12 protein-coding genes are annotated in these 13,873 nt (G+C 64.1%); 9 read left to right on the forward strand and 3 right to left on the reverse strand.

The window, feature by feature from the left end; genetic code table 11:
* Position 1: 1 nt before the first annotated feature.
* Together AAFG16_RS18920 and AAFG16_RS18925 are read left to right on the forward strand one after the other, a co-directional pair.
* Complete coding sequence (locus AAFG16_RS18920; protein ID WP_342740182.1) at positions 2-1,222, forward strand: glycosyltransferase family 4 protein; 1,221 nt, start codon at positions 2-4, stop codon at positions 1,220-1,222.
* Positions 1,219-2,160 (forward strand): NAD-dependent epimerase/dehydratase family protein, encoded by a 942-nt coding sequence (locus tag AAFG16_RS18925; RefSeq protein WP_342740183.1) that lies wholly within the window; start codon positions 1,219-1,221, stop codon positions 2,158-2,160. The genes AAFG16_RS18920 and AAFG16_RS18925 overlap by 4 nt, the downstream gene beginning before the upstream one ends.
* Here AAFG16_RS18925 and AAFG16_RS18930 read toward each other — a convergent pair.
* Together AAFG16_RS18930 and AAFG16_RS18935 are read right to left on the reverse strand one after the other, a co-directional pair.
* Entirely contained in the window at positions 2,154-3,173 is a 1,020-nt protein-coding gene (locus AAFG16_RS18930) for a glycosyltransferase family 4 protein (protein ID WP_342740184.1), read from the reverse strand. The two genes, AAFG16_RS18925 and AAFG16_RS18930, sit on opposite strands and share 7 nt — an antisense overlap.
* The gene (locus AAFG16_RS18935; RefSeq protein WP_342740185.1) at positions 3,170-4,129 is read right to left on the reverse strand and encodes a lysylphosphatidylglycerol synthase transmembrane domain-containing protein; all 960 of its coding nucleotides are present in this window, start codon (positions 4,127-4,129) and stop codon (positions 3,170-3,172) included. The genes AAFG16_RS18930 and AAFG16_RS18935 overlap by 4 nt, the downstream gene beginning before the upstream one ends.
* A gap of 189 nt (positions 4,130-4,318) precedes the next feature.
* Here AAFG16_RS18935 and AAFG16_RS18940 point away from each other — a divergent pair, with 189 nt between their 5' ends.
* From AAFG16_RS18940 to AAFG16_RS18965, 6 genes are all read left to right on the forward strand, one after another.
* Entirely contained in the window at positions 4,319-5,308 is a 990-nt protein-coding gene (locus tag AAFG16_RS18940) for an SDR family NAD(P)-dependent oxidoreductase (protein ID WP_342740186.1), read from the forward strand.
* Between the two features lie 7 nt (positions 5,309-5,315).
* Positions 5,316-6,728, forward strand: coding sequence for a mannose-1-phosphate guanylyltransferase/mannose-6-phosphate isomerase (locus tag AAFG16_RS18945; protein WP_342740187.1), 1,413 nt, complete (start codon positions 5,316-5,318; stop codon positions 6,726-6,728).
* A 182-nt stretch (positions 6,729-6,910) separates the two neighbouring features.
* Positions 6,911-7,915, forward strand: a complete 1,005-nt coding sequence (locus AAFG16_RS18950) for a Gfo/Idh/MocA family oxidoreductase (RefSeq protein ID WP_342740188.1) — start codon at positions 6,911-6,913, stop codon at positions 7,913-7,915.
* Positions 7,916-7,961: 46 nt separating this feature from the next.
* The gene (locus tag AAFG16_RS18955) at positions 7,962-9,113 is read left to right on the forward strand and encodes a DegT/DnrJ/EryC1/StrS family aminotransferase (protein WP_342740189.1); all 1,152 of its coding nucleotides are present in this window, start codon (positions 7,962-7,964) and stop codon (positions 9,111-9,113) included.
* A gap of 273 nt (positions 9,114-9,386) precedes the next feature.
* Entirely contained in the window at positions 9,387-10,913 is a 1,527-nt protein-coding gene (gene murJ, locus AAFG16_RS18960) for a murein biosynthesis integral membrane protein MurJ (RefSeq protein ID WP_342740190.1), read from the forward strand.
* A gap of 263 nt (positions 10,914-11,176) precedes the next feature.
* A complete protein-coding gene (locus AAFG16_RS18965; protein WP_283085822.1) occupies positions 11,177-11,452 on the forward strand; it encodes a DUF1127 domain-containing protein in 276 nt (91 codons plus the stop codon).
* Between the two features lie 222 nt (positions 11,453-11,674).
* Here the strand turns inward: AAFG16_RS18965 and AAFG16_RS18970 are convergent, their stop codons facing one another.
* Complete coding sequence (locus AAFG16_RS18970) at positions 11,675-12,370, reverse strand: class I SAM-dependent methyltransferase (protein ID WP_342740191.1); 696 nt, start codon at positions 12,368-12,370, stop codon at positions 11,675-11,677.
* A gap of 197 nt (positions 12,371-12,567) precedes the next feature.
* Between AAFG16_RS18970 and AAFG16_RS18975 the strand changes: the two genes are divergently transcribed.
* Positions 12,568-13,608 carry a glycosyltransferase family 2 protein gene (locus AAFG16_RS18975; protein ID WP_283085824.1) on the forward strand — a complete coding sequence of 347 codons (1,041 nt, stop codon included), beginning with the start codon at positions 12,568-12,570 and terminating at the stop codon, positions 13,606-13,608.
* Positions 13,609-13,873 lie beyond the last annotated feature (265 nt).

Here is a 13,873-nt window from a genome sequence, read left to right on the forward strand (position 1 = left end):
CATGCAGCGCCAAGGCAAGGTCGTCGTTGCAAGCCAGCATTATCCGCCGGATCCGAGCACGACCGCGGTGATCATGGCCGACATCGCCTGCCACATCGCAGAGGATCACGAGGTGGTGGTGCTATCGGGCTCGCCCGGTGTTTTGCCGGCTTCGCAGACCGGCCCGGGCAAGCCGCGCGTCGTCGCCCTCAAGAACCGGATCGCGGGCAAGACGGCGCTGGTGCGGCGCGGGGCGTCCGAGCTGCTGTTCGCGGCGCGCATGTTCTTCGCGCTGATCCGGGAACTGAGGCGAGGTGACGTCGTGCTCACCGTCACCGCACCGTTCATGCTACCCTACGCCGTTGTCGCGGCAGCCAGGCTCAAGGGCGCGCGCTCGGCGCTGATCATGCACGACCTTTTTCCAGACGTGCTGGTGATGGCGGGCCTGCTCAAGCCCGGCGCGATCGTCACTCGGCTCATGCGCGCCGCCAACAGCCTGATGTTTCGCACGCTCAATGCGGTCATCACGATCGGCCGCGATGCGGAGCGGCCGCTGCTCAGCTATTCCGGCATGACGCCGAACAAGATCCGCTTCATCCCGAACTGGGCGACGCTCACACCGGCGCCGCGTCCGATCACGTCGGACAATCCATTCCGCAAGGCGATTTCGGCGCGCTTTATCGTCGGTCTCTCGGGCAACCTCGGCTTCACCCATGATCCTGAGATCGTGTTCGAGGCGGCGCGGCTGCTGAAGGACCAAGCGGACATTCACTTCCTGCTGTCGGGCTGGGGCATTGGCTTCGAGCGGCTGAAACAGTTGCAGGCTGACGCGAACCTCGCCAATGTCTCGTTCGTTGGGCGGGTCCAGGATGCCGAGCTCGAGGCCTTCCTCGCCGCGGCCGACCTTTGGATCATCCCGTACCGGAAGAACGTGGCCGGAGTATCGGTTCCAAGCCGCTTCTATAATTTGCTCGCAGTCGGCCGTCCTGTCGTGCTGGTCTCGGAGCCTGAGGCCGAAGCCGCATTGACGGTGGTGGAGAACGGACTAGGGTGGGTCGTGACGCCGGGCCGAGCCGATGAGCTCGCAGACGCTATTCGCGTGGCGTCCAGTTCGGACGCTGCAGCCATGGCACAGCGGGCAGTGCGGTCGGCGTCACAGTTCAATCGCGCCGCCGCTATGAACGCCTATGTGGCCCTGATCGGAGAATTGCTGCTGCAACCCAGCCTCTCGGAGCAACGATGATCGCGAGAAAGCCGGTCGTGCTGGTGACGGGAGCGAGCGGCTTCGTCGGCCGTCATGTAATTCCGATGTTGGCGAGTGGGGGATGGTCCGTGCGCCGTGCGGTCCGCAGCCCAAACGGCCTCGATGGAGAGGTTGTTATCCCATCGATTGGGCCTGAAACTGACTGGCGGACGGCGCTTACCGATGTCGATGCCGTCGTTCATCTTGCCGCACGCGTTCATCACAAGCGTGAGGAGCACGCTGCCGACCTTTACAGGACGACAAACAGCGCCGGCACGTTGCAGCTGGCGCGCAGCGCGGCCGAGGCTGGTGTGCGCCAGTTTATCTTCATCAGCACAGTTCTCGTCCATGGCCGCACCAATGGAGGTCGCGCGCCGTTCAGCGAGGAAGATGTTCTGACGCCCCGTGGCGTCTACGGCGTGTCGAAGGCCGAGGCAGAGGCAGGCCTGAAGGCGTTGGCCTCCGAGACCGACATGAAGATATCGACGATTAGACCGCCACTCATCTACGGTGCTGGGGCGAAAGGCAATTTTGCTTTGCTGACACGTGCGGTCAGCCTCGGCGTGCCACTTCCCCTAGCAGCAATCCGCAACCAGCGCGCCTTTGTCGCTGTACAGAACCTGTCCTCGTTCATTCTTCATCGACTTGCACATCCAGATCCCATCAGCAATTTCGAGACCTTCCTGGTTGCCGACAAAGAGCAGATATCGACTCCAGAGTTCATCTCGCGTCTTGCCAAAGCATCCGGCACGCGCCCCAGGCTCTTCAGCGTGCCGCCAAGCCTGCTAAGCTCCCTTCTCAGCATGACCGGCAGGCAGGAAATCTACGATAGTTTGCTTGGCTCGCTCGAGCTCGACATCTCCAAGGCGATCGCTACCGGCTGGCAGCCTCAGGTTTCATTGGATGAAGGCTTGCGGCTCGCACTGTTGGCTCAATAGCCCGGACACTTGGTAAATCGCCACAGGATAAAGCCAACCGCGATCGCAGCGGCTAGCAGTGCAACGGAAATGGCCCCTGCAGAGCCGGCGCTGATGGCACCGAGAGCAAGCAGCACCAGCACGCAATTCAGCGCGAAGACCTCGCCAATTACGCGGCGCACCGTGAAGCCGTTGTCGGTGGCGCGCTGGTAGAAGTGCGAGCGGTGGGCCGACCAGAACTGCTCGCGGCGCGCGATGCGGCGGAACAGCGTGATGGTGGAATCCGCAAGATAATAGGCCGACAGCAGCAGTGCCGCGGCGGCGTGTCCCTGCCAGGTGAGCTCCAGCAGGCACCAGCCGAGCAGGAGACCGATCGGCAGGCTGCCGACATCGCCCAGGAAAACCTTTGCGACCGGACGGTTGAAAGGCGCGAAGCCGAGCATGGCGCCGCATAGCGTCGTCGCAATCATTGCGGCCGGCCAGGTCAGTTCCCCGAGCCATCCAAGCAGCAGCAGCGCCGCGGTGACCGGTACCACCTCCGCCACCGTCATCAGGTCGAGCCCGTCCATGAAGTTGACGAGGTTCACGAACCAGACGCCGGCGAGCAGGATGAGACCTCGTTCCAGCGCGAGCGGCAGCGCCGGCACGATGCGCGCGGTCTCGGGCGCGGTGAACACCACTGCGCCGACGCAGGCGGCCTGCAGCGCGAGCCGCACCAGCACCGGCAGCGACTTGATGTCGTCGGCGAACCCGACGATTGCGATCACGACCGTTGCAATGACGAGCGCCGGCGGAATCGCCAGGTTGGCCGAGGTGGCCCACGCCAATGCGACCAGCAGCGTCGCGGCGATGACCGCGATGCCCGCGCCCTGCGGCGTCGGAATGCGATGCGAGGAGCGTGCGTTCGGTCGCGCCAATGCGTAGCGTTGCAGCAGCGGACGGCTGATCCAGGTGATGACGGCCGATAGCAGCGCGGCTATCGCAAGAGCGAGCAGCGCGGGTAGGGCGGCGACGGCTTCGGCGGCCGGGTTCACTCGGGCACCCCGAGCGGCGCCGATCCCTGCGCGGCCTTCTCGGCGCTGAAGATCCAGACGAGGCCGCCGATCGCGCCGACGATGAACAAGACCGCGCCGAACAGCAGCGAGACGTTGACGCCTTCGTTGGCGGCGAGGCCGGCGAAGCCGAAGGCGAGGCCCATGGTCGCCTCGCGCACGCCCCAGCCGGCGATCGAGATCGGCATCAAGGTGATCAGCATCACCGGCGGGATGAGCAGGAATATCTGGCCGAAGCTGATGGGTGCGGCGATCGACTGCACCACGCACCAGGCGATGACGACGGCGAGCACGTGAATGAACAGCGACAGGACCGCGACGATCGGTCCGCGCTTGGCATTGAAGATCACGCGGTTGGCGATCACGGCGCAGGCGTGGATGTGATGGGTGGCCCACCAGGTCTTCAGCCAGCGCCATTTCAGCGCGCCGAAGACCAGGAAGCCGAGCCCGCCGGCGAGCGCCGCGAGGTCGAGCAGCAGCAGCGCCGAACGCCCGTGCGGATCGGTGATCAGGCTGTAGCTCCAGGGCAGGCTCGCGACGATGAGGATCGCGAGCGCGACGAGGCCGATCGCGCGGTCGACGAAGATCGAGTAGGTGGCCGCGCGCCAGCCGGCGCCGGCGCGCGCCACCAGCCACAGCCGGACCGCATCGCCGCCGATCGCGGACGGCAGGGTCTGGTTGAAGAACGCGCCGATCACGTTGTAGCGCATGGCCCGGCCGAGCTCGAGCGGCGCGCCGCATTCGGCGCTGATCTCGCGCCAGCGCAGCACGCCGACGAAGATTTGCAGGAACGTGACCGCGATCGCCGCGGCGATCCAGAGCAGGCTGCTCGCGTTGAAGCGCGACAACAGTTCGGTCAGGTCGACCTTGCGCAGCGCCAGGTAGAGCAGCGCTGCGGAAATCAGGATTTTGGCCGCAGAAAGCAGGATTCGGCGCATCTCGCCCGCATGAACAGGGTTTGCGAAGGTTACCCGACGCCAGGCGCCGAATTCGGCCGCTTTGGTATGGTCTTGGCGCCGATCTTGCAATAGCGGTGATTTGGAACGGCCATGAACGGCTGGCTATTGCGACCCCCTCGCGACCGCGGCTAAAGAGGCGGCGAGAGCTGGGAATGCCGCGGGAACAGGATGACGGATCAGGCGATTTTGGTCACGGGAGCCGCCGGCTTCATCGGTTTTCACGTCGCCCGGCAGCTGCTGGGCGAGGGCCGGCCCGTCATCGGGCTCGACAATCTCAACAGCTATTACGATCCGGCGCTGAAACAGGCGCGCCTCGCGCGGTTGCGGAACGAGGCCGGCTTCTCCTTCGTCGAGGCCGATCTTGCCGATCGCGACGCCATCGCGGCGCTGTTTGCGCGGCACGGATTTGCGCAGGTCGTGCATCTCGCGGCCCAGGCCGGCGTGCGCTACTCGATCGAGCAGCCGCAGGCTTACGCCGATTCCAATCTGGCGGGTTTTCTCAACGTGCTCGAGGGCTGCCGCCAGAGCGGCTGTCGTCATCTCGTCTACGCCTCGTCATCCTCCGTTTATGGCGCCAACACTAAACTGCCATTCTCCGTGCAGGACCGGACCGATCATCCCGTGAGCTTTTATGCGGCGACCAAGAAGGCGAACGAGGTGATGGCGCAGTCCTACAGCCACCTCTACCGGCTGCCGGTCACGGGGCTGCGCTTCTTCACCATTTACGGGCCGTGGGGCCGGCCGGACATGGCCATGTTTCTGTTTGTAAACGCCATTATGCAGGGTCGGCCGATCCGGCTCTTTAACCATGGCCGGATGCGTCGCGACTTCACCTATATCGACGACGTCACCCGCGTAGTATCCAAGCTGGTCGATTTGGTGCCCGCGGATGACCCGGCTGCCGCAAATGCGCCGTCCAAGGTCTACAATGTCGGAAATCACCACCCGGAGGAGCTGATGCATGTTGTCGCGCTTCTGGAGCGGGAGCTGGGCCGGACGGCGATCAAAGAATTGCTGCCGATGCAGCCGGGAGATGTTTTGGAAACGTTCGCGGATGTCGAGGACCTGATGCGCGACACCGGCTTTGCGCCGTCAACGCCGATCGAGCAGGGGGTCCGTAATTTTGTCGCCTGGTACCGGGACTACCACAAGGTTTGAGATGACGATGGACAAACGCATTATCCCCCTGATCATGTGCGGCGGCGCCGGCACGCGGCTGTGGCCCGCCTCGCGCGAGGTGCGGCCAAAACAGTTCCTGCCGCTATTCGGCACGCGCTCGACCTTCCAGGACACGCTGCTGCGTGTGTCCGATGCTTCGCTGTTCGATCGTCCGATCGTCATCACCAACGCCTCCTACCGCTTCATGGTGCTGGAGCAGCTCGCCGAGATCGGCATCGAGGCCGACGTCATCCTCGAGCCGATGCGGCGCGACTCCGGTCCCGCCATCGCCGCGGGCGCGGTGTTCGCGCAGAACCGTGCCAAGGAGGCGATCGTGCTCGCGCTCGCCGCCGATCACGTGGTGCAGGACAATGCCGCCTTCGTCGCCGCCTGCCGCGAGGGCTTGGCTGCCGCGAGCACCGGTCGCATCGTCACCTTCGGCGTCAAGCCGGAGCGGCCGGCGACCGAATACGGCTATATCAGCCCGGCCGAGGTGATCTCCGGCACGGTGCACGCGGTCGCGCGCTTCGTCGAGAAGCCGGACGCGGTGAAGGCGGCCGACTACGTCAATTCGGGCTATCTCTGGAACAGCGGCAACTTCATGTTCCCGGCCAGCGTGCTGCTCGACGAATACCGCAAGGTCGACGCGGCAAGCGTCGAGGCGGTGTCCAGTGCGGTCACCAAGGCCGGCCGCGATCTCGGCTTCGTGACGCTCGAGCCGAAGGCGTTCGGCGCGGCCAAGGCGATCTCGATCGACTATGCGGTGATGGAGAAGACCTCGCGCGCCGCCGTGGTGCCGGTGTCCTGCGGCTGGTCCGACGTCGGCTCCTGGCGCGCGGTGTGGGAATTGTCCGACAAGGACGCGCAAGGCAACGCCGCGCATGGCACCGTGGTGTTCGAGGATTCCCGCAACTGCAACGTCACCAGCGATCACGCGCTGGTCGCGCTCGAAGGCGTCGACGATCTCGTCGTGGTCGCGACGGCGGATGCGGTGCTGGTCTCGCGCCAGCAGGATGCCAATGGCCTCAAGCGGCTCGTGACCAAGCTCAAGACGGTCGCGCCGAAGGTCACCGAGGAGCATCTCAAGGTGCATCGGCCCTGGGGCAGCTACCAGTCCGTCGACAATGGCGAGCGTCATCAGGTCAAGCGTATCGTGGTGAAGCCGGGCGGGCGTTTGTCGCTGCAGAAGCATCACCATCGTGCCGAGCACTGGATCGTGGTTCGCGGCGCGGCCCGCGTCACCGTCAACGAGACCGTGAAGACGGTGCACGAGAACGAGTCGATCTACATCCCGATGGGCGCGGTCCACCGGATGGAGAATCCCGGCAAGATCATGCTGGAACTGATCGAGGTCCAGACCGGTTCCTATCTCGGGGAAGACGACATCATCCGGATTGAAGACGACTATCAAAGGTCGTAACCAGCAAACTCCGAATCACGCGACCCGGGCCGAAACCGGCCTCTTTTGGCGGCCTAAGGCCCGGGAAACGTGTAATTTTTTGAATCAAATCGTGTCCGGGTGACTTACCCGGCATTCGCCACAAATGTGACGTCCGTGCTAGAAGCGGCCCGGGGATTTGCGTGGAATCGGGGTTCGATCAGATGAGTTCCAAAGTGTCTCAACCGGCGAAGGCCGGCTTGCGCGTCGGCGTGATTGGCGCCGGCGTGATGGGAAGCAACCATGCCCGCGTGCTGAGCGGTCTTCCTGGCGTCAGCCTCGTCGGCGTGGCCGATCCGTCGCCGACGCACCTGACCCGCACCACCGAGCTTGCGGGCTGCCAGGGTTTTGAGACGCTCGACCAGCTCCTTGCTGCGGGCGTCGATGCCGTCACCATCGCTGCTCCAACGCATCTGCATCACGAGATCGCGCTCGCCTGCATCGCCAAGAACATCCACGTGCTGGTCGAGAAGCCGATCGCCTCCACGGTGGAAGAAGGCCACGAGATCGTCGCCGCCGCGCAAAAGGCCGGCGTGACGCTGATGATCGGCCATGTCGAGCGCTTCAATCCGGCCGTTGCCGCCGTGAAGCAGGCGATCGCGGGCGAGGACATTCTCTCCATCGCGATCACCCGCGTCGGTCCGTTCCCGCCGCGCATGTCCAATGTCGGCGTCGTCATCGACCTCGCCGTGCACGACATCGACCTGATCCGCTGGTTCACCGAATCCGATATCGTCGAGGTGCAGCCGCAACTCTCGAGCGCGGTCGCCGAGCGCGAGGACATCGCGCTCCTGCAGTTCCGCACCGCCAACGGCGTGCTCGCGCACATCAACACCAACTGGCTGACGCCGTTCAAGGCGCGCAGCGTCACGGTCGCGACCCGCGACAAATACGTGATGGGCGATCTGCTGACGCGCCAGGTCACCGAATGCTTCGGCTTCAAGCCTGACGGCAGCTATTCGATGCGACATCTGCCGGTCGGCCACGACGAGCCGCTCCGCGCCGAGCTGATCGCGTTCCTCAAGGCCGTCCGCCACGGCGAGACGCCGGCGGTTACCGGGGACGAGGGCGTCGCCAGCCTCGAGATCGCAACGCGCTGCCTCGAAACGCCATCGCGGCCGGCGGCCTCATCGGCCGCCCGCAAGGGCCCGCGCCGCGTCGCCGGCTAAAACCCTTTCCATGTCGACCGCGCAAGAAGGCGCCAAGAATCAGGCCATGAACCAGCACCTACGTTCCGAACCCATTCCCTTCATCGACGTCACCTCGCAGCGCCGGCGGCTCGGCGCCTCGCTCGATGCGGCCGTCAAGCGCGTCATGGACCATTGCCAGTTCGTCAATGGCCCCGAAGTCGCCGAGCTCGAGAGGCAGCTCGCGGCCTACTCGGGCGCCAAGCATGTGATCGGCTGCGCCAGCGGCACCGACGCGATCCTGATGGTGATGATGGCGAAGAATGTCGGGCCCGGCGATGCCGTGCTGTGTCCGTCCTTCACCTTCATCGCGACCGCTTCGCCCGCGGCACGGATGGGCGCGACCCCAGTCTACGTTGACGTCGACGAGACGACCTTCAACATGAGTCCGGAATCGCTGAAGCGCGGCATCGCGAGCGCGCGCAAGGCAGGCCTGAAGCCCGTTGCGGTCGTCCCGGTCGACCTGTTCGGCCAGCCCGCCGACCACGATGCCATCGCGGAAATCGCCAAGGCCGAGGGCCTGTTCGTGATCGACGACGCCGCGCAGGGGTTTGGCGCGAGCTACAAGGGCCGCAAGCTCGGCACCTTCGGGCTCGCCACCACGACCAGCTTCTTCCCGGCAAAGCCGCTCGGCTGCTTCGGCGATGGCGGTGCGATCTTCACCGATGACGATGACCTCGCAGCCACGCTGCGCAGCATCCGAGTGCACGGGCAGGGCGTCGACAAATACGACAACGTCCGCCTTGGGGTCACCGGCCGGATCGACACCATGCAGGCCGCGGTGCTGATCGAGAAGCTGAAGATCTTCGACGACGAGATCGCCGCCCGTAACAGGGTTGCGGAGCGCTACGCGCGCGGCCTGTCCAACGTTGTCACCGTGCCGCGTCTGGCGCCGGGTAATACCTCGGTCTGGGCCCAATACACGATCCGTCTCCCGAAAGGCACGGACCGCGATGGCTTTGCCGCCGCGCTGAAGGCGCAGGGCGTGCCGACCGCGATCTATTACGGCAAGTCGATGCACCAGCAGACCGCCTACAAGCAGTATCCGGTCGCCGAGGGCGGCCTGCCGGGTTGCGAGAGCCTGTCGCAGGACGTCATCAGCCTGCCGATGCACGCCTATTTGACCGAAGCCGACCAGGAGCGAATCATCGCCGCCGTGCAAGGCGCGCTCGCGGGCTGATCGGGCCGCTTGCCGCGCTGGTCGTCATGCCCGGGCTTGTCCCGCCTGCGCGGCCGCAGCCGCTTCGGCACGGCGAAGGCCCGGGCATCCACGTTCTTCGAGTGCGTCGCAAGGCGTGGATGGCCGGGACAAGCCTGGCCATGACGCTGTGGAGATTGTCGGTGCCCTAGCGTACACCCCAAGTGCGATTTCGCTGCGCAAGCGGGGGGAGGGGGCATACTGCCGCCGCAGCTGGCACCTAGACCTAATCGCGCCATGCTCTAAAACAGACGCATGCTCGGACGTATCTTCACTGTCGGTGGCTACACGCTGCTCTCGCGGCTGACGGGGTTTGCCCGCGACATCATGCTCGCGGCGATCCTCGGCGCCGGCCCGGTGGCCGACGCCTTCTTCGTGGCGCTTCGACTGCCCAATCATTTCCGCGCGATCTTCGCCGAGGGCGCCTTCAACGCCGCCTGGGTGCCGGCCTATGCCCATGTCCATGGCGAGAAGGGGGAGGGGGCGGCAAAACTGTTCGCCGACCGCATCTTCACGCTGCTGCTGGCCTCGCAAATCGTGCTGCTGATCCTGGCCTGGCTGTTCATGCCGCAGGCCATGAGCTTACTGGCGCCGGGCTTCAGTGAGGATGCCGAGCAGCGCAAGCTCGCGATCGAGCTGACCCGCATCACCTTTCCCTATCTCTTGCTGATCACGCTGGTGACGCTCTATGGCGGCATGCTCAACGTGATGCAGCGCTTTGCCAGCGCCGCCGCTGCATCGATCTTCCTCAATGTCGCGATGATGATGACGCTGGCTCTGGCCGCCTGGTTTCCGACCGCCGGCCACGCCGCAGCCTGGGGCGTCCTCATCTCCGGATTCCTGCAATATTTCCTGCTCGCGGGCGATCTCGCCCGCCATGGCGGCCTTCCGCGCTTTGCGCCGCTCAAGCTCGACGAAGATGTCCGCGGCTTCTTCAGGGCGCTCGGACCTGCGACGCTGGGCTCGATGGGCACGCAAGTGGCATTGTTTGCCGACACCATCATCGCGACCTTCCTGCCCGCCGGCGCGCTCTCGGCGCTCTATTATGCCGACCGTCTCAACCAGCTCCCGATCGGCGTGATCGGCATCGCCATCGGCACGGTGCTGCTGCCCGAGATGTCGCGGCGGATCACCGCCAACGACCATGACGGCGCGATGAAGGCGCAGCGCCGCGCCTTCGATTTCACGCTGCTGTTCTCAATCCCGTTCGTCGCGGCCTTCATCACCGTGCCGGACGCGATCATGCGCGCGCTGTTCGCCCACGGCGCGTTCTCCAAGGCCGATGCGGTCGCGGCAGGCAGGACGCTTGCGGCCTATGCCATAGGCCTCATTCCTTTCGTGCTGATCCGCAGCGCGGTCGCGACCTTCTATGCGCGCAAGGACACGGCGACGCCGGTGCGCGCCTCGCTCACCGGCATTGCCGTCAATGTCGCGCTGAAGGTCGCCCTGATGGGATCGCTCGCCCAGATTGGCCTGGCGCTGGCCACCGCCGTCGGCGTCTGGACCAATCTCTTGCTGGTGCTGTTCTTCGCCGTGCGGCGCGGCTTTCTCGTGCTCGACCGTGCCTGGCTACTGTCGCTCGCCAAATTCCTGCTGACAGGAGTCATCCTGGCCGCCGCGTTCTGGCTGATCGCACGCTTCAGCGGCTCTTGGCTGGGCTCGATGCACTTCCACGATGAATTGACGCTGGTCCTGCTTGCCGTCGGCGGCACGATGGTCTACGCGCTCGCGATCCTCGTGCTGTTCGGTCGTCGCTGGCTGGTCTCGCTGGTGCGCGGCTAGGCGCCAGCGCGAGGGGCTCGCCTCCAGGATGCAACAAACCTCCGCACATCTCTTGATTTTGCGTGATTCCCGTGCTACTGGCACCTCATGATCAAATCCGTGCGCAAAGTGAACTCGATGCACATGACCCGCTTCGGCTGGGCCGTGGGAGGAGTCGCGCGCTAGGAATTCGACGACGACATCTTTCCACAAGGCCCCGCCGGCATCGGACGGGGCCTTTTCATTGGCCACGCTCCCTGCCGGCACAACAGCAGGAGCGTGCGATGCCACCTCAACTGACGGACAGCACATGCGAGACGGAGGACGATGCCGCGAGGCGCGGCCTCGACTTCTCCATGGTCTTAAGCTTGCTCAGGCGATACTGGCGTGTGTTTCAGCAGCAGCGCTGGGGTCAGCGAGTCACCTTGCAGGACCTGAGTGACAGGGAGCTGATGGATGTCGGCTTGACGCGCGGCGAGATCGACTACCTCACACCTCAGCGAGCGATCGATACGCTGAGGGATCGCGCAACGGATCTCTGGAGCCGTGGTGGGTTGTAGAGGACACTGCCGAACACGGATGTGCTTGAGGGCAAGCGGTCGTCGGCGCGGCTGCTTGTTCTCGCATGCGGCGGTTCGTCGTCTAAAGCGCGATGAGATTAGGATGAATCGTCATCGCGCTTTAGGTTGTTGTTTGAGCATGATCTCCGCGCAAACGCGTTCCGCGTTTGTCGCGAGGGAAAACCGCTGCGCACTTTTCCGGATCATGCTTTAGCCGCAGCATCAAAGCTTGCGTGCGCTGGCGACGTATTGCGCCCCCAAGGGCAACCAACCGAGCTTGTTCTCAAACGGCCGCAACCCAGCGAGGACGCGAGGGAAAAAGAGATTGTACTGGATGCGCGATGAAGTCCAGCCGACGGCTTGCAGCCGCTTCGCAAGATCGCGAGCGTTAATCAGCCTGGCGTTCTCGTCGAACGGACAGGTGTTCACCGCATGCACCGTCAGCGGGTTCAGCGGATTATGCTCGAAGATGGCAATCAGTCCGCCCGGCCGCGTGATGCGATGTAATTCCTGCAACCACGTCAGATGCTCGCCGTGCGGGATGTGGTGGAACACGCAGGCTGAAAACACCACGTCGAAGCTGTCGGCCTCGACCGGAATCCGGTCGTTCTCGATCAGCACGCAGTTGCTGGCTTCGGGGTATCGCTGCCGGCCCAATGCGAGGCTGCGTTCGCTAACGTCGGACGAGGTCAGCGTCGTTTCAGGAAAATAGCGCCGGAAATACGGAATCGAATTGCCGATCCCGGAACCAAAATCGCAAATCCGCTTCACTTCGATGCCGGCGCGATTGACGATCTCCCGGAGCGCCCGGATCTTGTATTCCGCGAAATATTCCGGGCCCTCGCCGGTAACGGCGATGTTCTCGCGGTGCTGGTCCTCATAGGCGTCGGCGACGCGATCGAATTCGGCCTTGTCCATACGGCGATCCAGCTATCGAGAGTTTGATTAGAATCGGCATTCGTCCGCGCGAATCATGCATCAGGGGGTCTAAAAATTGATGAACAATTAACCGGACTTCGCCGAAGATAGGGGGCGGGAATTCGACCGACTTACCCTCTGAGAAACAGGTTTGCCGATAGATGGACCTTCAGGACGAGATGCCACGCCCTGGAAAGATGTTTTTGTCGATCGTTGTGCCCTGCTACAACGAGGAAGAGGGTTTGCGCGAATTCTATCGCCAGATGGTTTCGGCGGCGCGCGCTCTGTGCGGCGCAAAGTTCGAACTGATTCTGGTCGATGACGGATCGACCGACAGCACCTGGAAGATCATCAACGAACTTCTGGCGGAGGACCGCAACGTCGTCGCGGTCCAGCTCGCACGCAATCACGGCCATCAACTGGCGCTCACGGCCGGACTTTCGACGGTGCGCGGCGATCTCGTGCTTGTCATCGATGCAGACCTGCAGGACCCGCCGGAACTACTGACGCCGATGTACGAGATGATGGTGCGCGAGGGGGCCGACGTCGTCTATGGCATGCGACGCAGTCGCGCCGGCGAAACCCGCTTCAAGAAAAAATCGGCGGAAGCGTTCTACCGCCTGCTCGCCAAAGTTACGCGCGTCCATATTCCCGTCGACACCGGCGATTTTCGCCTGATGAGCCGGCGAATCTCCGACCAGCTCGTGCAGATGCCGGAGCATGACCGCTTCATCCGCGGCATGGTGGCATGGCTCGGCTACAAGCAGGTCGCCTATGAATACGACCGCCATCCACGATTTGCCGGTACGACCAAATATCCGCTGATGAAGATGATCGGTTTTGCTGCCGACGCGCTGATCAGTTTTTCGATGGTGCCGTTGCGGATCGCCACTTATGTCGGCGCGCTGTTGACGACCCTGCTGACCTTTGTCGGCATCGTGGCGGTGATAGGCTGGGTATTCTCCGGCACGGTGCCCGGCTGGACCAGCTTGACGCTCCTGGTCGTCATGATTTCCTCTGTTCAGCTCCTCGTGCTCGGCCTGATGGGCGAATATATCGGCCGCATCTATATTCAGTCGAAGAACCGCCCACTGTTCCTGATCTCACATATCCACCGCCGCGGCCGGTTGCCGCACGGTGCGGAAACGGCAACCCATCTGGAGCGGGCGCCGTTCAGGACATTGCTCGCGCAATCCGGACCGGACGCGCGCGGCCAGCTTCACGACCGGGTACCCTGACGAGGCGCTTATCAACCGCTCTAGGCCCACCAGAACGCCGGCCGATTTTTCCGGTGCTCGGGTCAAGGAGATCGCGGATATCTCACGCTGCTGCCAGGCGTGCGGGTGATCGATATCGGCTGCGGGATTGGCTACATCCTGCCATCTGCCCGATGGCAATATCCGGCGCTGCGCAATGCAACACAACTACTGCGCTGATCAGCAGCCAACGCATTGCGGCCCGCCATGTACGGGCATGGGGCTGCCCTGCACCTGACGGGAAACG

The sequence above is a fragment of the Bradyrhizobium sp. B117 genome, from assembly GCF_038969555.1.
Lineage (GTDB): Bacteria > Pseudomonadota > Alphaproteobacteria > Rhizobiales > Xanthobacteraceae > Bradyrhizobium.